15 protein-coding genes are annotated in these 20,729 nt (G+C 70.8%); 14 read left to right on the top strand and 1 reads right to left on the bottom strand.

All coding sequences use genetic code 11. The features are described 5' to 3' along the window. Positions 1-3 precede the first annotated feature (3 nt). The 7 genes from pstC to pstB all read left to right on the top strand — a co-directional run bounded on the left by pstC (position 4) and on the right by pstB (position 10,697). Positions 4-1,068: a phosphate ABC transporter permease subunit PstC gene (gene pstC / locus RCR19_RS14685; protein WP_331265568.1), complete on the top strand. Its 1,065-nt coding sequence runs from the start codon at positions 4-6 to the stop codon at positions 1,066-1,068. A 1-nt stretch (position 1,069) separates the two neighbouring features. Beyond that, positions 1,070-2,359, top strand: coding sequence for a phosphate ABC transporter permease PstA (gene pstA / locus RCR19_RS14680; RefSeq protein ID WP_331265567.1), 1,290 nt, complete (start codon positions 1,070-1,072; stop codon positions 2,357-2,359). Beyond that, a complete protein-coding gene (pstS, locus tag RCR19_RS14675; RefSeq protein ID WP_331265566.1) occupies positions 2,359-4,086 on the top strand; it encodes a phosphate ABC transporter substrate-binding protein PstS in 1,728 nt (575 codons plus the stop codon). Before pstA ends, pstS begins: the two co-directional genes overlap by 1 nt. Continuing rightward, positions 4,083-6,716: a hypothetical protein gene (locus tag RCR19_RS14670; protein WP_331265565.1), complete on the top strand. Its 2,634-nt coding sequence runs from the start codon at positions 4,083-4,085 to the stop codon at positions 6,714-6,716. The genes pstS and RCR19_RS14670 overlap by 4 nt, the downstream gene beginning before the upstream one ends. A 131-nt stretch (positions 6,717-6,847) precedes the next feature. Beyond that, positions 6,848-8,827 (top strand): Ig-like domain repeat protein, encoded by a 1,980-nt coding sequence (locus tag RCR19_RS14665; RefSeq protein ID WP_331265564.1) that lies wholly within the window; start codon positions 6,848-6,850, stop codon positions 8,825-8,827. 86 nt (positions 8,828-8,913) lie between these two features. Then, positions 8,914-9,822 (top strand): sortase, encoded by a 909-nt coding sequence (locus tag RCR19_RS14660; RefSeq protein WP_331265563.1) that lies wholly within the window; start codon positions 8,914-8,916, stop codon positions 9,820-9,822. 68 nt (positions 9,823-9,890) lie between these two features. After that, positions 9,891-10,697, top strand: coding sequence for a phosphate ABC transporter ATP-binding protein PstB (gene pstB, locus RCR19_RS14655; RefSeq protein ID WP_331269441.1), 807 nt, complete (start codon positions 9,891-9,893; stop codon positions 10,695-10,697). A 105-nt stretch (positions 10,698-10,802) separates the two neighbouring features. Here the strand turns inward: pstB and RCR19_RS14650 are convergent, their stop codons facing one another. Next, positions 10,803-11,468 (bottom strand): class I SAM-dependent methyltransferase, encoded by a 666-nt coding sequence (locus RCR19_RS14650; RefSeq protein ID WP_331265562.1) that lies wholly within the window; start codon positions 11,466-11,468, stop codon positions 10,803-10,805. Between the two features lie 459 nt (positions 11,469-11,927). Between RCR19_RS14650 and RCR19_RS14645 the strand changes: the two genes are divergently transcribed. The 7 genes from RCR19_RS14645 to RCR19_RS14615 all read left to right on the top strand — a co-directional run bounded on the left by RCR19_RS14645 (position 11,928) and on the right by RCR19_RS14615 (position 20,682). Next, positions 11,928-13,148, top strand: a complete 1,221-nt coding sequence (locus tag RCR19_RS14645; RefSeq protein ID WP_331265561.1) for an amidohydrolase — start codon at positions 11,928-11,930, stop codon at positions 13,146-13,148. Positions 13,149-13,427: 279 nt separating this feature from the next. Further along, on the top strand, positions 13,428-14,492 hold the full coding sequence (locus RCR19_RS14640) for a BMP family ABC transporter substrate-binding protein (protein WP_331269440.1): 1,065 nt from the start codon (positions 13,428-13,430) through the stop codon (positions 14,490-14,492). A gap of 424 nt (positions 14,493-14,916) precedes the next feature. Further along, complete coding sequence (locus RCR19_RS14635; RefSeq protein WP_331265560.1) at positions 14,917-15,963, top strand: BMP family ABC transporter substrate-binding protein; 1,047 nt, start codon at positions 14,917-14,919, stop codon at positions 15,961-15,963. 315 nt (positions 15,964-16,278) lie between these two features. Then, positions 16,279-17,898, top strand: coding sequence for an ABC transporter ATP-binding protein (locus RCR19_RS14630; RefSeq protein WP_331269439.1), 1,620 nt, complete (start codon positions 16,279-16,281; stop codon positions 17,896-17,898). Continuing rightward, positions 17,895-19,022, top strand: coding sequence for an ABC transporter permease (locus RCR19_RS14625; protein ID WP_059128478.1), 1,128 nt, complete (start codon positions 17,895-17,897; stop codon positions 19,020-19,022). The genes RCR19_RS14630 and RCR19_RS14625 overlap by 4 nt, the downstream gene beginning before the upstream one ends. After that, positions 19,022-20,284, top strand: coding sequence for an ABC transporter permease (locus RCR19_RS14620; protein WP_331265559.1), 1,263 nt, complete (start codon positions 19,022-19,024; stop codon positions 20,282-20,284). Before RCR19_RS14625 ends, RCR19_RS14620 begins: the two co-directional genes overlap by 1 nt. Then, positions 20,281-20,682, top strand: coding sequence for a cytidine deaminase (locus RCR19_RS14615; RefSeq protein WP_331265558.1), 402 nt, complete (start codon positions 20,281-20,283; stop codon positions 20,680-20,682). Before RCR19_RS14620 ends, RCR19_RS14615 begins: the two co-directional genes overlap by 4 nt. Positions 20,683-20,729 lie beyond the last annotated feature (47 nt).

Raw genomic sequence — 20,729 nt, 5'->3', positions numbered from 1 at the left:
ACAGTGGGGGGACCACACGTGGCGGCCACGCACCATGAGTCCGACCGAACGGATTCGGACCGACCGGAGTCCGACGGATCGGAGTCCGACAGACCGGCGCCCCGCCGGCCGCGAGCGGCCCGGGGACTGGGTGACCGGATCTTCCGCCTTCAGCTGACGGCCACGGGAGTCGTCGTCCTGGCGATCATGGCGGCGGTCGGACTCTTCCTGCTGCTCAGGGCCGCCCAGGCCCTGCGCGCCACGGGATTCTCGTTCCTCACCACCGCCGAATGGCAGCCCGACGTCCACCACTTCGGCATCGCGGCGGTGCTCACCGGCACCGTGCTGATCGCGGCCGTCGCGGTGGCGCTCTCCGTGCCGCTGGCCGTCGGGACCGCGCTGTTCATCTCGGACGTGGCGCCGCGCCCGCTGCGCCGCACCCTCGTCACGATGGTCGACCTGATGGCCGCCGTCCCGTCGGTGGTGTACGGACTGTGGGGGCTGTTCTTCCTCCAGCAGCACGTGATCGGGCTGTCGCGCTGGCTGTCCGACTGGTTCGGCTGGATCCCGCTGTTCACGGTGGACGGCACCCAGCCGGGCGAACCGCTGGCCTCCGAGAGCGTCTACACCGCCTCCACCTTCGTCGCCGGGATCGTCGTCGCACTGATGGTGGCGCCGATCCAGTGCTCGGTGATGCGGGAGGTGTTCACCCAGGCGCCGGCGGGAGAGCGCGAGGGCGCGTACGCACTGGGCGCCACGCGCTGGGGGATGATCCGCTCGGTCGTCCTGCCGTACGGCAAGGGCGGCATCATCGGCGGCACGATGCTGGGGCTCGGCCGGGCGCTGGGCGAGACGATCGCGGTGTACCTGATCATCTCCCCGGTCTTCGTGATCCAGCCGCACATCCTGCAGACCGGCTCCAACTCGGTGTCCTCGCTGATCGCCCTGCACTACGGCGACGCCTCCACCTTCGGCATGTCGGCGCTGATGGCGGCGGGCCTGGCGCTGTTCCTGCTCACGCTGGCGGTCAACTTCACCGCCTCCTCCATCGTGGCCCGCTCCCGGTCCGGCGCGCAGAGCGAGGCATGAGATGACCGTCGTAGAAGAGACCACGACCGCACCGGTCGAGGCCCCGGCCGCTCCGGAAGCCGCCGAACTCCCGGACCGTCCCCGGCGCATCGGCGGCCCGACCCGCTCGGGTGTGCTGTCGCTGACCGGCGCCGCCGTCTCGGGGTTCTGCCTCACGGTGCTGCTGTTCGGGGAACTCGCCCCCTTCTCGGGAGTGCTGGGTTTCACGGTCACCGCGTACCTCGCCTTCCTCGCCGTCTACGCCGTGCTCACCGGCCTGGAGGAGGACGGCCAGGCGGTCCGCGACCGGGTGATGACCGTGGTGCTGTGGACGGCGGCCACGCTGCTGTTCTCGGGGCTGGCCCTGGTCGTCGGCTTCACCGCCTGGCGCGGCCGCGAGGCGCTGCCGCACGGCAACTTCTTCACCCAGGACATGCAGGCGTCGGGTCCGCTCGACCCGCTCACCCACGGCGGCATCCTCCACGCGATGCTCGGCAGCCTCATCATGATCACCATCGCCCTGGCGATCACGGTCCCGCTCGGCCTGACCTGCGCGGTCTACCTCAACCAGATCCCGGGCCGCTTCTCCCGGTTCGTACGGACCATCGTCGAGGCGATGACCGCGCTGCCGTCGATCGTGGCCGGCCTGATGGTGTACGCCACCTGGATCCTCATCCTCGGCATGCAGAAGTCGGGCCTCGCGGCCGCCTTCGCGATCAGCGTGATGATGCTGCCGATCGTGATCCGCGCCGCGGACGTGGTGCTCCGGCTGGTCCCGGGCAATCTGACCGAGGCCGCGGAGGCGCTCGGGGCGCCGCGCTGGCGGACCGTGTGGCACGTCGTCCTGCCGACGGCGCGCTCCGGACTCGCCACCGCCGTCATCCTCGGCACCGCACGCGGCATCGGCGAGACCTCACCCGTGCTGCTCACCGCGGGCTTCACCGCGGCGCTGAACGCCGATCCGACGAGCGGGCCGATGATCTCGCTGCCGCTCGCCGTCTTCAACTTTGTCAAGTCGCCGCAGCCCACCATGATCGCCCGCGGCTTCGGTGCGGCGGCCGTCCTGATGGCGCTGGTCCTGGTGCTCTTCGCGATCGCCCGGGTGATCGGCGGGCGCGGCCCCGGGCATCAGACCCGCCGACAGGCGCGGCGTACGGCCCGCGCCTCCCGCCGCGACACCGCCCGGTTCGCCGAACTGCACGCCCCCGGCCTCACGTTGTTCGAGGCCGATCCGCAAGCCGCCCCGTTCGACCGACCTACCGGGTCCACCACCGACGAGGACCCCGGACAGAAGCCCGGAGAGACCCACTGATGCGCCGTCACCTGCCTCTTCTTCTGCGCCGCCTGCGCGCGCCGGGGATCCTCGGTGCACTGCTCGCCATGATCGTCGGGCTGCTGGGCGGCCCGCTGACCGCGCCCGCGGCCGCCGCCGGCGGGGGCTACACCCCCATCGCCGGAGCCGGCTCCACCTGGGCCGAGAACGCCATCGACGAATGGCGCCGCGCCGTCAACCAGTACGGCATGCGGATCAGCTACGCCGGCAACGGCTCCTCCGACGGCCGGCGTCAGTTCCTCAGCGGCACGGTCGACTTCGCGGTCTCGGACATCCCGTTCCAGACCCACCCGACCGACGGCTCGGCGGCCGAGCGGCCGGGCGCGGGCTCCTACGCCTACATGCCGATCGTGGCCGGTGGCACCGTCTTCATGTACCACCTGACCGCGGGCGGCAAGCGGATCACCAACCTGCGGCTCTCCGGCGACGTGGTCACCAAGATCTTCACCGGGGTCGTCAAAACCTGGGACGATCCGGTGATCAAGGCCGACAACCCGGGCCTGCAACTGCCGCACCGCGCCATCGTCCCCGTGGTCCGCTCCGACGGCTCGGGTTCCACGGCCCAGTTCACGATGTGGATGGCCGACCAGCACAAGGGCCTGTGGCAGGACTACTGCCGGCGGGTCGGCCGTGCCGGCGCCTGCGGGCAGACCTCGAACTACCCGACCGTCTCCGGAATGATCGCCCAGTCCGGCGACCTCGGTGTGGCCGGCTACGTGGCCCAGAACTACGGCCAGGGCGCGATCGGGTACGTCAACTACTCCTACGCGCTCAACGAGCACTATCCGGTCGCGAAGGTCCTCAACCACGCGGGCTACTACACCGAGCCGACCCCGCAGAACGTCGCGGTGTCGCTGCTCAAGGCCAAGATCAACACGAACAAGAGCTCGCCGGACTACCTCACCCAGCAGCTCGAGGGCGTCTACAACGACACCGACAAGCGCAACTACCCGCTGTCCAGCTACTCGTACATGATCCTGCCGCTCAAGGAGCAGGGCATCTTCACCAAGGCCAAGGGCAGGACGCTCGGCGCCTTCTCGTACTACTTCATGTGCCAGGGCCAGCAGCAGGCGCCCAAGCTCGGCTACTCGCCGCTGCCGATCAACCTGGTGCAGGCGGGCTTCGACCAGATCCGCCGCATCCCCGGAGTGCAGGCGCAGAACATCAACATCCGCGGCTGCAACAACCCGACCTTCACCACGAGCGGCCGCAACAAGCTGGCCGAGACCGCGCCCTACCCGGCCGCCTGTGACAAGAAGGGCGCTCCGCCCTGCACCACGGGCAGCGGGGGCGCCAAGGGCGGCAGCGGGTCCGCGGGTTCGGGCGGCTCGAACGGCGGCGGCTCGAACGGCGGCTCGGTCACGGGCGGCGGCACCTCGGGTGGCGGCAGCGCCGCGGGCGGTGGTACGTCCGGCGGCTCCGGTGACAGCGCGCAGCCGTCCGTCGACCCCGACACGGGGCAGACCGTAGCGGCGGACGGAACATCGGCGGTGGCCGGCGGCAGCACGGTCGCGGGCGGCACCGTCGCCCTCGCCCAGCCTGTCTCGGTGGCCGGGAGGCACGGCTGGACCGGCACCCAGACCCTGATGCTGCTCGCCGCGTTCCTGCTGCTCGGACTGGTTCTGCTGCCCTCCGTGGTCTCCCGCGCGATCGCCTCGCGCACCGGCACCCGGGACGGCCGCCTCACGGACGGGGACGGACGATGAGACGACTGCGCAACGCGCTCGTGCGCCTGGTCGCGGGAGCGGCCGTCGGCGCCCTCGCCGGATTCGCCGTGGCGCAGGCGGCCCCGCCCGCCACCGCCGCGGCCTCCAACGGCTCCGCCGTCACCGTCGCCGGGCGCGGCGAGTTCAAGGACATGAGGTTCACGGTCGACCAGACCACCCACCTCACCAGCCAGGCGGTCACCGTCTCCTGGTCGGGCGGCACCCCGACCACCTTCGCGGGCACGCGGTTCAACACCGACTTCGTGCAGATCATGCAGTGCTGGGGCGACGACGACGGCACCGTCCCGTCCAACCCCGGTCCGCCGCGCACCCAGTGCCAGTTCGGCGGCTCCCCGGTCACCGGACGGGACAACTGGCCGGGCAACGACCGCGACGACACGCGCCAGATCACCTACAACGCCGACCCCACCAACTACGGCGACGACGACCGGTACGGGGCGGGCAACCCCTTCGGCCAGGGCGAGGTGCCCTTCAAGTCCGTCGACGGCACGGTCGTCACCAGCGACACCCAGAACAACCAGTTCTTCAACCGCAACACCACCAACGAGGTCGACTTCGCCCGCACCGGTGCCGATGGCAGGGGACACGAGTACGTCGAGGTGCAGACCGCCAACGAGGCCCCGCACCTGGGCTGCGGCATCCCGGTCACCCACAACGGCGTCACCAGGCCCCGCTCCTGCTGGCTGGTGATCGTCCCGCAGGGCCATCTGGACCTCGACGGCAAGCCGTACGCCGACCAGAGCCAGGTGAACGCGGGCTCCCCCGTCTCCTCGACCAACTGGCACAACCGCATCGCGATCCCGCTCCACTTCAACGCGGTCGGCACCAACTGCGCCCTCGGCTCCGAGGAGCGCCCCACCATCGGCAGCGAGCTCGCCGCCGACGCCATGACCAGCTGGCAGACGGCGCTGTGCCCGGCCGGCCGGGTGTACGGCTACACCCAGCTCGGTGAGCCCGACGCCCGTCAGCGGATCGGCACGGACGGGACCAACGGTCTCGCGTTCACCACCAGGGCCCTCGGGTCGGACGAAGGCACGACGGCGCCGCCCGGCACCACGACCTACGCACCGGTCGCGCTCTCGGGGGCCGTCATCGGCTTCACCATCGAACGCAGGCCCAAGGCGGGGGCGCCGGACAGCGTGCGCAAGCTCGCCGGCACGATGGTCGACTCCATCGACCTCACACCCCGCCTGGTCGCCAAACTGCTGACCGAGTCCTACCGCAACTCCCCCTGGGGAGCGGTGCTCGGCGACAAGACGGCCGCCGGGTACGGCTGGGCGAAGAGCAACCCGGCGGGTCTGGCGAGCGACCCCGAGTTCATCGCGCTCAACCCGGAGTTCGCCGAACTGTCGGTCGCCGAGACCCCGGCCACCGACACCGATCTGCTCACCGCGGCCGGCCACTCGGACTCGGCCCGTGCGCTGTGGCAGTGGGTCCTGTCCGACAAGGACGCCCGCCAGTTCCTCGCCGGTGTCTCCGACGACTGGGGCATGCGCGTCAACCCGTTCTACAGCACCAACGTGGACCTGAACCCGAGCGGCGCGGCCTTCGACCCGACCCGCACCGACAACTACCCGAAGAACGACCGCTGGTGCACGGTCCCCCCGGGCACGGGGGCGCCCAAGGAAGCCCTGCAGTGCATGACGGACTTCCACCCGTACGTGACGGACATGCACGACGCCGCGTTGCGCACCCGGCGTACCGACACGCTGTGGAAGTCCACCTGGGACGCCCTGGCCGACCCGCCCACCTACAAGAGCCCGGGGCCGCAGACCGTCGGCTCCCGGTTCGTGATCACGGTCACCGACTCGGCCTCCGCCACCCGCTTCGGGCTGCAGACCGCCAAGCTGCGCAACGCGGCGGGGGCGTTCGTCGCCCCCACCACCGCGTCGCTGTCCGCGGCCGCCTCCGGCGCCTCCGGCTCCGGGGTCGCGGAGATCAACCCGGACAAGGTCACCCAGAAGGGTGCCTACCCGCTCGCGCAGCTGGTCTACGCCGCGGTGCGCCCCGGCGAGATCGACGCGTCCGCCCGCAAGGACTACGCGGCCCTGCTGCGGTACGCGGCCGGCGCCGGGCAGATCGGCGGCGCCGACCCGGGCCGGCTGCCCGCCGGCTACGCCCCGCTGTCACAGCGGCTGCGCGCCCGGACCGACCGGGCGGCCGACGCCCTGGTCCGCTACACCGGGCACTCCTCGCACGAGGGCGGCTCGGACGGCGGCGCCGCCGGCGGCACCGGTGACCTGGGCGGCTCGGACGAGACGACGGGCGACGGCGCCACCACCGGGGGCACCGGGGACGGCACCGCGGCTCCGGCCGGCGCGGACGCGAGCGCCACGCCCAGCGGCGCGCCCTCGTACGGCGGCGGCAAGGCTCTGCAGACCACGGCCCTCGGCACCACTCCCGCCGACCCGGCGAACGCGCTGCGCTACGCCGTCCCGGTGGGCGCCGCGCTCGGTGCCGTCGCGGCCGTCGGCGCCCCCTTCGCGGGCGGAAGCCGGCTGCGCCTGCCGCTGCGGGTGCCGCTCCCCGGCGGCCGCACCGTGACCGTCGTGCCCGCGGTCACCCTGCCCGAGCGGCTGCGGAAGCTGCTGCCACCGGGCCGGGACTGACACACCGGAGCGCCCGCCGGGCGCTCCCCACAGACGGCCGCCCGCCCCGAAAGGCAGTCGGGGCGGACGGCTCGCTCCACCCTGCCACATCCATTCGACGCATCCCGCGCACAACTGTCAGGAGACTCTCGATGCGCAGAACGCGCTCTACGGCGGCGCTTGTAGCCGCGGCCGTGGTGGCCGGCGGCCTGGCCCTCGCCGCCCCGGCGTCCGCCGACCCCGCCCCCGCCGGGACCTTCCGCAAGCTCGTCGGCGTGGGCTCCGACACCACGCAGGACGTGCTGAACGCCCTCGCCGGTGACGCCTCCGGCTACGCCCCGGTGAAGGCGCCGAGCGGTGCCGGTATCGCCTCCTACGACGCGGTCGAGCCCGGAACCGGCTCCACCACGTCCTCGATCCGGACCCGGTCCGGCGGCCCGTCCTTCCTACGGCCCAACGGCTCCGGCAACGGCCGCATCGCGCTGACGATGGCGCTGACCGGCGACAAGTGGCCCAACAGCACCGGCACCACCATCAAGGGCCAGGTCGACTTCGCCCGCTCCTCCGGCGGCCCCAGCACCTCCGGTACCGCACTGACCTACATCCCGTTCGCACGGGACGCGGTCGGCGTCGCGGTCAAGGGTTCGGCCCTGCACAAGCTGTCGGTCGACCAGCTGCACGACATCTACGCCGGTACGCTCACGGTGGTGGAAGGCCAGACCGTCCACCCGAAGATCCCGCAGAGCGGGTCGGGCACCCGCAAGTTCTTCCTGTCGGCGATCGGCCTGAGCGACTCGACGATCGCGCCGACCATCCCGACCGTCCAGGAGAACCAGGCCGACGACGCCGTCACCGAGGACGGCGCCCTCGTCCCGTTCTCCGTGGGCAGCTGGATCGCCCAGAACAACGGCGTGGCCCCGGACCACAGCAAGGCCGCCGCCGCGGCCGGCGCCTACCTGGCCGCGGTGCGGCTGCCCGGCGACACCGGCGAGACCGAGCCGGTGAGCACGTCCAACGGCCACCTCGTCCCGCTCAACAGCTACTACGAGAACGCCACCTTCGGCCGCGACGTCTACAACGTCGTGCCCAGCCGGGCGATCGACCCGACCAGCATCTTCTTCGACAAGGACCTCTACGACGTCTTGGTCACGAACGGCAGCCACACCGCCGCGCTGGCGTCCGACGACGCGGAGAAGACCATCGCCGCCTTCGGCTTCGTGAACGAGTCCTACAACGGCTCGATCAACCCGACCAAGCACGCGAAGTTCGGCGGCCTCGAGGGGTCGACCTTCGACGCCAAGACGCCCGGCAAGCCCGCGCTGAAGGCCACCCCCGGTGACGCGTCGGTCAAGCTGGGCTGGACCGCTCCGGCCCCCACCGGCCTGCCCGTCACCGACTACCGCGTGACGCTGACCGGTGCGGACGGCGCCGTCGTGGCCGTCAAGGACGTCCCGGCCACCGCCACCTCGTACACCTTCAGCGGGCTGGCCCTCGGCACCTACACCGCCTCGGTCAGCGCCGCGAACCTCAACGGCTCCGGTGTCCTCGCGACGTGGACCGGCGCCGTGAAGTACTCGAGCACCACCAAGGCGACCGCCGCCAAGACCGCGTACGGCAAGACGCCGAAGGTCGCCGTCGCCGTCACCGGCACGCACGGCACCGTCGCGTCCGGCAAGGTGACGCTGAAGGACGGCAGCACCACCGTCGGGACCGGCACCCTGGACCGCTCCGGCAAGGTCACCATCGGCCTGTCGAACCACCTCAAGGTCGCCACGCACACCCTGACCGTCTCCTACGGCGGCAGCAGCAAGCTCAACACGTCCTCCACGACCGTCAAGCTGACGATCACCAAGGCGACCCCGTCGGTGAGCACCTCCGCGCCCAAGACGGTCAGCCACAACTCGGGTGCCAAGGTCACCGTGAAGGTCACCGCGACCGGCACCACCCCGACCGGCACCGTGCGCATCTACGCGGGTTCGCACGTCATCGCCACCGGCACGCTGAAGAGCGGCAAGGTGACCCTCACCCTGCCGAAGCTCAGCCGCGGCAACCACACCATGCACGCGTACTACACGGGCTCTTCGACCGTGAACTCCAGGAACGGCGTCAACTTCACCATCAAGTCCACCTGACGCCCGCTGCCGGGGAGACCGCGGCCACCGCGGTCTCCCCGGCCGTATCCGAACACCCTCATCACCATCGAAGGAGGCGGACCGCCGTGACCGTCGCCGTACCGACCACGTTCGCTCCGGCCGCGCTGCGGGCGCGCGCCCGCAGCGTCACCGCCGTCCGCCACCTCGCCCGCGGCGCCCTGCTCAGCCTGGCCGCCCTGCTGCTCGGCATCACCGCCCAGCTGCTGATGGTCAGCGGCATCCAGGAACACTCCGCACAGCACACCGCGTTCGACGAGCTGCGCAACCAACTCGCCCTGGGCACCGCTCCGGTGGCCCAGACCGACCAGGACGGCCGGCTGCTGGCCCCCGGCACCCCGGTCGCGCTGATCGACGTACCCGCGCTCGACATGACCCAGGTCGTCCTCGAGGGCACCGACTCCACGGTCATGACGGACGGTCCCGGACACCGCAGGGACACCCCGATGCCCGGCCAGACGGGCACGAGCGTGCTGATGGGCCGGGCGGCCGCGTACGGCGGCCCGTTCGGAGGACTGGCCAGGCTCCGGGAGGGCACCAGGTTCACGGTCGTCACCGGCCAGGGCAAGGCGACGTACCAGGTCCTCGGCGTGCGCCGGGCCGGCGATCCGGCACCCGCGCCGCTGTCCACGGGCAAGGGCAGGCTCGTGCTGGTCACGGCGACCGGCCCGGACTACATGCCGGGGGGCGTCCTGCGTGTCGACGCCGACCTGGTCTCCGCGCCCTTCCAGACGCCGGCGGCCGTCATCCGCTCCGGCACGCTGCCGCAGTCCGAAGAGCCACTCGCCCGCCCCGCCGGAGTGCCGTGGCCGCTGGTGATGTGGCTGCAGGCGCTGCTGCTCGTGTCCGTCGCCGCGGTGTGGGCATGGCACCGCTGGGGCCGCCACCAGACGTGGATCGTCTTCGCCCCCCTGGTCGCGGTGCTGGGCCTCCAGGTCGCCACACGCACCACCGAACTGCTGCCCAACCTGCTGTGACCGCCGCACCGGCCCCGCCCCGAACCGAGGTACCCGACGTGACCGAGACCCTGATCGACACCGAAGCAATGCCGCCCCTGCCCACAGCCGCGGTCCCCGCTCCCGCCACCCTCGAAGCCCGCTCGGTGTCCGCCTGGTTCGGCAGCCACCAGGTGCTCAGCCGGGTCTCCCTGACGATGCCGGCCGGCCGCGTCACCGCGCTCATCGGCCCCTCCGGCTGCGGCAAGTCCACCTTCCTGCGCACCCTGAACCGGATGCACGAACTGATTCCGGCCGCGCAGCTCGCGGGTGAGGTGCTCTTCGACGGCGAGGACATCTACGCCCCCGAGCGACGGCTGACCGACGCCCGGCGCCGTATCGGCATGGTCTTCCAGAAGCCCAACCCGTTCCCCGCCATGTCGATCTACGACAACGTGGTGGCGGGGCTGCGGCTGACGGGAACGCGGGCGACCCGCCGCACGAAGGACGAGCTCGTCGAGGAGTCGCTGACCCGCGCCGGCCTGTGGAAGGAGGTCAGGGACCGCCTGCGCCAGCCGGGTGGCGCGCTCTCCGGCGGCCAGCAGCAACGACTGTGCATCGCACGCGCGCTGGCCGTGCGGCCCCGGGTGCTGCTCATGGACGAACCGTGCTCGGCGCTCGACCCCACCTCCACCCGCCGGGTCGAGGAGACGATCCACGAACTCGCCGATCAGGTGACCGTCGTGATCGTCACCCACAACATGCAGCAGGCCGCCCGGGTCTCCCAGCAGTGCGCGTTCTTCCTCGCCGAACAGGGAACCCCCGGCGGGATCGTCGAGCACGGGCCCACGGAGGACATCTTCGGCACCCCGAAGGACCAGCGCACGGCGGACTACGTGGCAGGGCGGTTCGGCTGACGGGCCCGGCGGGCCCCCGCCCGCCGTGGTCCGTGCCGGGCCGCGGGGCAGGACCCCGAATGGCGCAAGGGCCGGCCGGCGATTTCCGGCCGGTGGCCGACGCCGTCAGTCCAGGGGGCCCGGCTTGCGGGCGAGCAGGAACGCGCGCGGCCGGTGCTCGCCCGCGTCCGGCTCCAGGAGCATGCGTGCCCGCAGGGGCAGGCCCGCTTTCGCGAGGTGGTCCGCGACCGTCTGCGGCGCGTGCCAGTGGTGGTCGAGTGCCGTCTCCCGCCCGGAGCCTCCCGCGACCCGCCCGTGCTCGTCGTCACCCGTACGGAACGCCACGAGGGCGTGGCCGCCGGGGGTCAGGACCCGGTGGAACTCGTCGAACGCCGTCGTCAGGTGCTCCTGCGGCACGTGGTCGATCACATCGAGCGCCGCGATGCCGCCCAGGGTGTCCGGCGGCAGGTCCAGGGCCGTCATCGTGCCCACGTGGAACCGGACACCGGGGTGCGTGCGGCGGGCCAGATCCACCATCCGGGGGGAGAGGTCCACCCCGAAGACGGGGACGCCGAGGTCCTGCAGGCGGGCCGTGACGTGCCCGGGGCCGCAGCCGAGGTCGGCCAGCGGGGCCGGACCGTTCGCCCGCACCAGATCCGCCAGGGCGCCGACCAGGGCCGACTCCAGCGGCCGATTCCCCGCGGTGTCCGGGTGGTGTGCGTCGTAGTACGGGGCCATGGCGTCGTACGCGAGTCGTGCGGTACGGACGAAGTCCGGTTCCTGGTGGTTCACGGTGGCGCACGCTACCCGCCGGGGGCGGGGCCCCGGCGGCTGCTTTCCAGGGTTCACCGTCCCGCCATGTGAACGTCGGCCGTGGGTGCCGCAGGGCGAACCAGCGCGTGGACCGGTGCTTACGGGAGAGGAACCGGGCCATGACGTGGTATGCGTGGGGTACGGGAATCGCACGGGCCCTCCGGGCGTTCCCGTCACGGGACGCTCGCACAGGGGAGCGGGCCCGTGCAGGGATCACCGGACGCCCCCGTGGCGCCGGACGGCTCCGCGGTCACCCCCGGCGGACCCGGCCAGGACACCGTCAAGGTCCCGACGCCCGAAAGACGGGTGAGCATACCCATTCCGCCCGCCGACCATGCGGCGCGCGGCCGACTTTTCTTCGCCTGACGGGCTGAAGTTTTGTGATCGCGGGTAGGTCGGCCGCCCGATCGCCCTACCCTTCAAAGGGTGAACCACGTGATGTCCAGAGAGTCCGAGGCCGAAAACCCGGGGAACGCCGTGCTCCCCGGCGCGCTGCCCGAGGCGCTGCGCGCCGAACTCGTGGCCTTCCGCCGCGACCTGCACATGCATCCGGAACTCGGCAACCAGGAGTTCCGCACCACCGCCGCGATCAAGGCCCGCCTGGAGCAGGCCGGACTCGCCCCGCGCGTCCTCGACGGCGGCACCGGGCTCGTCTGTGACATCGGCGACGTGGACGGCGTACGTCCCATGCTCGCCCTGCGCGCCGACATCGACGCGCTCCCCATCCCCGACACCAAGGCCGACTGCACCTACCGCTCGACGGTGCCCGACCGTGCCCACGCCTGCGGTCACGACGTGCACACCACCGTCGTCCTCGGCGCCGGTCTCGTCCTCGCCGAGCTGCACCGCGAGGGCCGGCTGCCGCGGCCCGTGCGGCTCCTGTTCCAGCCCGCGGAGGAGGTTCTGCCCGGCGGGGCCGCCGACGCCATCGTGTCGGGTGTCCTCGACGGCGTCGGGCGGATCATCGCCGTGCACTGCGACCCCAAGGTCGACGCCGGGCGGATCGGGCTGCGGCACGGCCCCATCACCTCCGCCTGCGACCGGCTCGAGGTGGGTCTCGACGGCCCGGGCGGCCACACCGCCCGCCCTCACCTCACCACCGACCTCGTCACCGCCGTCGCACGCGTCGCCACCGAGGTGCCGGTACTGGTCGCACGCCGTGTCGACGCCCGCAGCGGACTCGGGGTCACCTGGGGCCGCATCGAGTCGGGGCACGCCCCCAACGTCATCCCGCAGCACGCCGAGCTCTCGGGGACCGTGCGCTGTCTTGACCTCGACGCCTGGCGGCAGGCGCCCGACCTCGTGCACGCCGCGATCGACGAGATCGCCAACCTGTACAAGGCGAAGTCGGAGATCAACTACATCCGCGGGGTGCCGCCCGTCGTCAACGATCCGGTGGTCACCGAGCTGCTGCGCGAGGCCATGACCGCGCGGCGCGGCGGCCATTCCGTCGAGGACACCGAACAGAGCCTCGGCGGCGAGGACTTCTCCTGGTATCTGGAGCACGTGCCCGGAGCGATGGCCCGCCTCGGGGTCCGCCGTCCCGGCGAGCGCCTCGTGCGCGACCTCCACCAGGGCGACTTCGACGTCGACGAGCACGCCATCACGGTCGGCGTGGAACTGTTCACGGCGGCGGCGCTGCTGGACGCGGAGCGGTAGGCCCGCGCACCCCGGCGAGTCGGCCGGAAGGTGCTCTCCAAGTGGTCGGAAGGGGTGCCCGATTGGCACCCCTTCATCCGTTCGCGTCACGCGTGCGTCACGGTCGGCGCGCAAACGTAACCCGGTGTCGGCACGAATCGATAACGGCCACGTGGAACCCCGTTCCTCTCCCCTTCTACGCGCGTTACTGTGCGCCGAAATCGCCGCGGTGGCGGCGCATTGGGGAATGCGGACCGGTGACGGTGCCGTGGGGAAAAAGGGGTGCTTGCTGTGCGTCTGATCTCACGGAGGACGAGGTTCTCCCACGCTGCGGTGGCCGTCACGGTCATCGCCCTCGCGGCCGCCGGGTGCGGCAAGTCCAGCTCGGAGTCGAGCAGCAGCTCGGACAAGAACTCCTCCGGCTACTCGGGCAAGGGCATCGGCCTGGCGTACGACATCGGCGGCAAGGGCGACCAGTCCTTCAACGACGCCGCGTACGCCGGCTTCCAGAAGGCCGAGAGCGAATTCAAGCTCAGTGGCCGGGACATCGAGCCGCAGGACGGCGAGTCCGACGCGGACAAGGTGCAGCGCCTGGAGACGCTGGCCAAGTCCGGCTACAACCCGGTGATCGGTGTGGGCTTCGCCTACGCGCCCGCCGTCAAGGAGGTCTCGGTCAAGTACCCGAAGGTCACCTTCGGCATCATCGACGACAACACCATCCAGGCGAAGAACGTCGCCGACATGGTCTTCCACGAGGAGCAGTCCTCCTACCTCGCGGGCGTCGCGGCGGCGAAGACGACCAAGAAGAAGCACATCGGCTTCATCGGCGGCGTGGACATCCCGCTCATCCACAAGTTCGAGGCGGGCTTCGCCCAGGGCGCCAAGTCGGTCGACCCGAGCATCAAGATCGAGTCGCAGTACCTGACGCAGACGCCCCAGGAGGGCGGCTTCTCCAGCCCGGACAAGGGCAAGGACGCGGCGAACGGCCAGATCGAGGCGGGCGCGGACGTCATCTACCAGGCGGCGGGTCTGTCCGGTCAGGGCGTGATCCAGGCCGCGGCCGCGCACAAGGTGTGGGCGATCGGTGTCGACTCCGACCAGTACCAGCAGAGCGCGCTGGCCAAGTACAAGGACTACATCCTCGGCTCGGCCCTGAAGAACGTCGGCGGCGCGGTCTACGACCTGACGAAGTCGGTCGTGGACGGCAAGCCGCTGTCCGGTGAGGTGCGTGGCGACCTCAAGTCCGGCGGCGTCGGCTTCGCGGACACCAACCCGAAGTACCAGGCGATGAAGGACGTGGTGGCCGCGGTCGACAAGGCCAAGCAGGACATCATCGACGGCAAGATCACCGTCAACACGAAGTAGCCGCACGGGTCGTTCCACGACATGAGGGCGCCCCGGCCGGAACACATCGGCCGGGGCGCCCTCATGCGCGGGTGTCCGAGCCGCTCCCTGCCGTCGGGCGGTCCGGCCCGGCGACGCCCGCGCCCCGCATCGTGGGCGGCCGCGACGCCTCCCGGTCACCGTCCTGCGCGCTGTACCGGCGGCGCGGAGGCGACCCGGCCTCCCCCATGTGCCGCCCGGGCACAGGCCGTGTTCCCACGGCCCTCACGGCATGCCGGTCCTCGCCTCCCGCAAGCGGCGCACCGCTCTCCGTGACGTGTCCTGTGTCTGTGGCCACATCTCGATAACGGACCGGACAGAAGGGGTTTTCCGTCTGGTCTACGCGCGTTACGCTGCCGCGGAACCAGCGCCTGGTATGGGCGCACGCACAAAGGAGTCACGTTCCATGCGCCGGGTGTCCCGCTTCGCCGTTGCCGGTGCTGCAGCCGCAGCACTTGCCGTCACCGTTTCCGCCTGCGGAAGCTCGTCCACGGGGTCCGCCGGGAGCGGCTCCAGCAAGGGCATAGGCCTGGCGTACGACGTCGGCGGCAAGGGCGACCAGTCCTTCAACGATGCAGCGTACGCCGGTTTCCAGAAGGCCGAGAAGGACTTCGGTGTCAGCGGCCGGGACATCGAGCCGCAGGACGGCGAGTCCGACGCGGACAAGGTGCAGCGCCTGGAGACGCTGGCCAAGTCCGGCTACAACCCGGTCATCGGTGTCGGCTTCGCCTACGCGCCCGCCGTCAAGGAGGCCGCGGCCAAGTACCCGAAGATCACCTTCGGCATCATCGACGACAACACCATCCAGGCGAAGAACGTCGCCGACCTGGTCTTCCACGAGGAGCAGTCCTCCTACCTGGCCGGTGTCGCCGCCGCCAAGGCCACCAAGAAGAACCACATCGGCTTCATCGGCGGCGTGGACGTTCCGCTCATCCACAAGTTCGAGGCGGGCTTCGACCAGGGCGCCAAGTCGGTCAACCCGAGCATCAAGATCGAGTCGCAGTACCTGACGCAGACGGCCCAGGAGGGCGGCTTCTCCAGCCCCGACAAGGGCGAGAACGCCGCGAACGGCCAGATCGACGCCGGTGCGGACGTCGTCTACCACGCCGCGGGCCTGTCCGGCCAGGGTGTCATCAAGGCCGCCGCCGCGCACAAGGTGTGGGCGATCGGTGTGGACTCCGACCAGTACAGCCAGGGTGCTCTGTCGGCGTACAAGGACTACATCCTCACCTCGGCCCTGAAGAACGTCTCCGGTGCGGTCTACGACCTCGCCAAGTCGGTCATCAAGGACCACAAGCCGCTGTCCGGCGACATCCGCGGCAGCCTCGACAACGGCGGCGTCGGCCTCGCCGACTCCAACCCGGCGTTCAAGAACAACGCCGACCTGCAGGCCGCGCTGAAGAAGGCCGAGCAGGGCATCAAGGACGGCTCGATCACCGTCAAGACGTCCTGACCGTCCGCCTGCGCTGACGTACAACCCCCGGGTCCCGGCACCGACGTCACGGTGCCGGGACGCCCAGGACAAGAGGCCATAACAGGCCATGGTCAAGGCGTCGTCGTAATGGCAGCGTTGAGGCCAGGGAACGGGGTGTGGGAAGGAAGTCCGACCCGCACCCCGTTCGCGCGGCACAATGCTCGGAACGATCGGAACCGGTCAGGTCCGAGCACTATTTAAGGCAGGGGCGCTACGCGCGTAGAGGGGCCCCTTTTCCAAGAGGAGTGCGCCATCGACGCGTCCAGCAGCCCTCCGCTCACCGCAACGTCGACGATCGCGGTCGAGCTGGCGGGAATCACCAAGCGATTCCCGGGTGTCGTTGCCAACCATGACATCCACCTCACGGTCCGCAAGGGCACCGTGCACGCCCTGGTCGGCGAGAACGGCGCCGGCAAGTCGACGCTGATGAAGATCCTCTACGGCATGCAGAAGCCTGACGAGGGCACCATCACCGTCGCCGGTGAGCAGGTCGCCTTCCACAGCCCCGCGGACGCCATCGCGCGCGGTATCGGCATGGTCCACCAGCACTTCATGCTCGCCGACAACCTCACGGTCCTGGAGAACGTGGTCCTCGGCAGCGAGAAGCTGTACGGCATCGGCGCCGCCGCGCGCAAGAAGATCAAGGAGATCTCCGACCGGTACGGGCTGAACGTGCGTCCCGACGTCCTCATCGAGGACCTCGGTGTCGCCGACCGCCAGCGCGTGGAGATCCTCAAGGTCCTCTTCCGCGGCGCCACGACGCTGATCCTGGACGAGCCGACCGCCGTGCTCGTTCCGCAGGAGGTCGACGCGCTCTTCGACAACCTCCGCGAGCTGAAGGCCGAAGGCCTGTCCGTCATCTTCATCTCCCACAAGCTGGGCGAGGTCCTCTCGGTCGCCGACGAGATCACCGTCATCAGGCGCGGTACGACGGTCGGCACCGCCGTCCCCGCCGAGACCACTCCTCGGCAGCTCGCGGAGCTGATGGTGGGCAGCGAACTGCCCACCCCGGAGACCGCCGAGTCCACGGTCACCGACAAGCCCGTCGTCGAGGTCAAGGGCCTCACGGTCTACGCCAGCGGGGGCGCCTCCCTGGGAGAGCTCGCCGAGCCCGCGGGCACCGGTCTGCTGACGGAGGAGGTGTCGGAGGCCGACGGTGTGCGCCGCGTCCTGGACGACATCACCTTCACCATCCACGCGGGCGAGGTCATGGGCGTCGCCGGCGTCGAGGGCAACGGCCAGAGCGAGCTCATCGAGGCGCTGATCGGCCTGAAGAACGCCGACTCCGGGACCATCGCCTTCCTCGGTGAGGAGATCACCTCCTGGGCCACCCGGAAGCGCCGGGAGAAGGGCATCGGGTACATCCCCGAGGACCGGCACCGCCAGGGCCTGCTGCTGGAGGCCCCGCTCTGGGAGAACCGGATCCTCGGACACGTCACCGAGCGCCCCAACGCCAAGGGCTTCTGGATCGACCCCAAGGGTGCCCAGGAGGACACCCGGCGGATCGTGAAGGACTACGACGTCCGCACCCCCGGCATCGACGTCACCGCGGCCTCCCTCTCCGGCGGCAACCAGCAGAAGCTGATCGTCGGCCGGGAGATGAGCCACGCGCCCAAGTTCCTGATCGCCGCCCACCCCACCCGCGGTGTGGACGTCGGCGCGCAGGCCGCGATCTGGGACCACATCCGCGCGGCGCGCCGCGAGGGCCTGGCCGTACTGCTGATCTCCGCCGACCTGGACGAGCTCATCGGCCTGTCCGACACCCTGCGGGTGATCTACAACGGCAGGCTGGTCGCCGACGCCGACCCCGCCACCATCACTCCGGAGGAACTGGGCTCGGCCATGACCGGCGCCGCGTCCGGTCATCTGGAACACGTCGACGAAGCAGCCGCCCCGGAGGACGAGGCCCGATGAAGAAGTTCGACAAGGAGCGCGCGCTCCTCGCGGTGGCCGGTCCGGTCCTCGCGCTCGTCGCGGCGATCGTGCTGACCTCGATCGTGCTGATCGCCTCGGGCAAGAACCCGTTCGAGCCCTACCGGCTGATGCTGGAGCAGGTGGGGTTCTCCGACATCCAGGTTCTGATCATCAACCAGGCGTCGCTGTACTACATCGCCGCTCTCGCGGTGGCCCTCGGCTTCCGTATGAACCTGTTCAACATCGGTGTCGACGGGCAGTACCGTCTGGCCGCCATGATGACCGCGGTCGTCGGCGCGCATGTGGCCCTGCCGTCCTTCCTGCAGGTCCCGATGCTCCTGCTGGTGGGTCTGCTCACCGGTGCCTTCTGGGCCGGCATCGCGGGCGTCCTGAAGGTCACCCGTGGTGTCAGCGAGGTCGTCTCGACGATCATGCTCAACGCCATCGCCACCAGCGTGATCGGCTATCTCACCCTCACCGACAACTTCGGTGTGCTGGTCGGTGACAACATCACCACCGGCGTGATGAAGGAGTCCGGCTGGGTGCCCGGCATCAACCTCGGCGCCGACGTCGGCGAGATCTACGGCCTGGTCTTCCTCGCCGTCCTCCTGGGCATCGGTTACTGGCTCGTCCTGAACCGCACGCGCTTCGGCTTCGACCTGCGGGCCACCGGCGCCTCCGAGACCGCCGCCGCGGCCTCCGGCGTCGACGCCAAGAAGATGGTCTTCACGGCGATGCTGATCTCCGGTGGTGTCGCCGGTCTGTCCGGCCTGCCGCTGCTGCTCGGCGACTCCCACACCTACGCCCTGACCTTCCCGGCCGGTCTCGGCTTCACCGCCATCGGCATCGCCCTGCTGGGCCGCAACAACCCCGGCGGCATCGCGCTCGCCGCGCTGCTGTGGGCCTTCCTGGACAAGGCGTCCCCGGCTCTCGACTACGCGACCCCGGTCGCGTACGAGAAGGAGATCGCCACGATCATGCAGGGTCTGATCGTCTTCGCGGTCGTCATCTCCTACGAGGCCGTGCGCCAGTGGGGCCTGCGCCGCCAGCAGAAGCGGGTCGGCGCGGAGCTGGCAGCCGCGGCCGCCGGCAACAACAACCACAAGAAGGAGGTGGCTGCCTGATGACCACCGCGACCGTCGCGAAGCCGAAGGCGCAGCAGCCCGGCAAGGGCAGCCGCCGTGTCTCTCTCCCCGTGCTCCTGCTCGTCATCGCGGGTGTGCTGGTGCTCACCTCGATCGTCCGCCTGATCAGCGGCGCGGAGGGGATCACCTCGACCGGGCAGATGTCCACCGCCCTGCGCCTGGCCGTCCCGATCGGCCTCGCGGGCCTCGGCGGCCTGTGGTCCGAGCGTTCCGGCGTCGTCAACATCGGCCTCGAGGGCATGATGATCCTCGGCACCTGGTTCGGCGCCTGGGCCGGCTACCAGTGGGGCCCGTGGACGGGTGTCGTCTTCGGCATCATCGGAGGCGCCCTCGGCGCCGTCCTGCACGCCATCGCCACCGTCACCTTCAATGTGAACCACATCGTTTCCGGTGTGGCCATCAACATCCTGGCCCTCGGCGCCACGCGCTATCTGTCGAAGTTCACCTTCGAGAACCAGCCGCAGGGCTCCTCCAAGCAGTCCCCGCCGATCGACTCGCTGGGCACCTTCGACATCCCCGGTCTGTCCAGCTGGCTGGACACGCTGAACCAGAAGCACTGGTTCCTGGTGTCGGACGTCGCGGGCCTGATCGGCGGCCTGTTCACCGACCTGTCGCCGCTCACCGTGATCGCGGTGGCCCTCGTCCCGGTCACCTGGTGGGTGCTGTGGCGCACCGCCTTCGGTCTGCGGCTGCGCTCCTGCGGCGAGAACCCGGTGGCGGCCGAGTCGCTCGGCGTCAACGTCTACAAGTACAAGTACATCGCCGTGATCATCTCCGGTGGTTTCGCGGGTCTCGGCGGTGCGTTCCTGTCGATCGTGGCGTCCAACGTGTACCTGGACGGCCAGACGGCCGGCCGCGGTTACATCGGTCTGGCCGCGATGATCTTCGGCAACTGGATGCCGGGTGGACTCGCCCTCGGCGCGGGCCTGTTCGGCTACACCGACAGCCTCAACCTGCGCGGCGGCACCACCAACGTCCACGCGCTGATCCTGCTGCTCGCGATCCTGCTGGTGTTCGGCGCCGCGTACCTGGCCTGGCGCAAGCGCTACCTTCCCGCGCTGATCACGGCCGTCGTCTCGGCCCTGATGTTCGTCTGGTACGTCAGCACCAACGAGGTCCCCAAGCAGCTGGTGAGCGCCACCCCGTACATCGTCACCCTGCTGGTGCTCTCGCTGTCCGCGCAGAGCCTGAGGATGCCGAAGGCGGACGGTCTGCCGTACCGGAAGGGGCAGGGCAAGTGACCCCGCCCGCGACGGTCGACTGGGCGGCCCTGCGGGAGGAGGCGCGCACCGCGATGGCCCGCGCGTACGCCCCCTACTCGGGCTACCCGGTCGGCGCGGCCGCCCTCGTCGACGACGGGCGGGTCGTCACGGGCTGTAACGTCGAGAACGCCTCGTACGGTCTCGGCCTGTGTGCCGAGTGCGGGCTGGTCTCGCAGTTGCAGAACACCGGGGGCGGGAGGCTGACGCACTTCACCTGTGTGGACGGCGAGGGCGAGATCCTCGTCCCCTGCGGGCGCTGCCGGCAGCTGCTCCACGAGTTCGGCGGCCCCGGCCTGCTGCTCGAGACCCCGGCCGGGATCCTGCCGCTCTCCGAGATGCTGCCGCAGGCCTTCGGGCCGGACCATCTCACCAAGTGACTCCCGTGCGGCCCCTGCGTGCCACGCCCGTGGTGCGCAGGGGCCGC

Origin of the sequence: Streptomyces sp. WAC07094 (genome assembly GCF_036320405.1) — a bacterium.
Classification (GTDB): Bacteria; Actinomycetota; Actinomycetes; order Streptomycetales; family Streptomycetaceae; genus Streptomyces; species Streptomyces lannensis.
This window is presented reverse-complemented; position numbering and strand designations above follow the sequence as displayed.